This window comes from Nonomuraea deserti (assembly GCF_004348685.1).
Lineage (GTDB): Bacteria > Actinomycetota > Actinomycetes > Streptosporangiales > Streptosporangiaceae > Nonomuraea > Nonomuraea deserti.
Map to the genome: position 1 here is coordinate 1 of NZ_SMKO01000404.1, position 1,421 is coordinate 1,421.

At 67.8% G+C, this 1,421-nt stretch carries 1 protein-coding gene; it reads left to right on the top strand.

Going from position 1 to position 1,421, the window contains the following annotated elements:
• Window positions 1-121 precede the first annotated feature (121 nt).
• The gene (locus E1292_RS50350) at window positions 122-1,363 is read left to right on the top strand and encodes an IS256 family transposase (protein ID WP_132606867.1); all 1,242 of its coding nucleotides are present in this window, start codon (window positions 122-124) and stop codon (window positions 1,361-1,363) included.
• Window positions 1,364-1,421 lie beyond the last annotated feature (58 nt).

The window sequence follows — 1,421 nt, forward strand, 5'->3', positions numbered from 1 at the left end:
GGTTGCGTCCACGGGAGTGGTGTACGAGTTTGGCCTGGTCGCAGGCGTGGCGTCGTGAAATGAAGACGGCCATCGAGTGATCCTTCGAGTAGCTAGATCGAGATCGAAGGAGAACCAGTCGATGGCCGCAGACACCAGTGTGACGCCCGCGCAGTGGCTCGCGAAGCAGATCGAGACCGACGACCCGGATCTGTTGCGATCCATGGTGAAGACCATGGCCGAAGCGTTGATGTCGGCCGAGGCCGACAACCTGTGCGGGGCTGCCTACGGCCAGCGCAGCAACGAGCGGACCAACTCCCGCAACGGCTATCGCAGCCGCGAGTGGGACACCCGGGCCGGCACCATCGAGCTGGCCATCCCGAAGCTGCGCTCCGGCTCCTACTACCCTGACTGGCTGCTGGAGCGGCGCCGCCGGGCCGAGCAGGCGCTGATCAGCGTGGTAGCCACCAGCTATCTGCTCGGTGTCTCTACCCGGCGCGTGGACAAGCTGGTCGAGCAACTCGGCATCAAGCACATCTCCAAGAGCCAGGTCTCGGCTATGGCCAAGGTGCTGGATGAGCAGGTCGAAGCGTTCCGCACCCGCGCGCTCGATGCCGGCCCCTACACCTTCGTCTGGCTGGACGCACTGACCCAAAAAGTGCGCGAGGGCGGCCGCACGATCAACGTGCACGCGCTGGTGGCCACCGGCGTCAACGCCAACGGCCAGCGCGAGGTCCTCGGCCTGGACGTCACCTCGGCCGAAGACGGCGCCGGTTGGCTGGCGTTCCTGCGCGGCCTCGTCGCGCGCGGCCTGTCCGGCGTCCAGCTGGTCACCTCCGACGCCCACCGCGGCTTGGTCGAGGCGATCGGCGCCGCCCTGCCCGGCGCCGCCTGGCAGCGGTGCCGCACCCACTACCTGCGCAATCTGCTGACCTGCGTACCCAAGTCGGCGCAGCCGTGGGTGGCCACGCTGGTGCGCACCATCTTCGACCAGCCTGCCGCCGAGCAGGTCCGCGCCCAGCACACCTGGGTCATCGACGCCCTGGAGGCCAAGTACCCGGCCGCCTGCGAGCATCTGGACGCCGCTCGCGAGGACCTGCTCGCCTTCGCCGCCTTCCCGCGCGAGACCTGGCGGCAGATCTGGTCGAACAACCCACAGGAGCGGCTGAACAAGGAGATCCGCCGCCGCACCGACGTGGTCGGCATCTTCCCCGACCGGCCCTCGATCATCCGCCTCGTCGGCGCGGTGCTGGCCGAGCAGACCGACGAATGGACCGAAGCCCGCCGCTACATGGGCTTGGACGTGCTGGCCAAGGCCCGCGTCCGGCTTATCACTGGCGACGCGCCGACCCAGAATCCGCTCCCGCAGACACTTACCGCTTAACCTGCAGAAACGGGATCACTCGAAGATCGATTCATACACCACGTCCGTGGACGTGACC

Coding starts and splice junctions, on each gene's coding strand:
- E1292_RS50350 (WP_132606867.1), top strand. CDS start 122: ATGGCCGCAGACACCAGTGTGACGCCCGCGCAGTGGCTCGCGAAGCAG.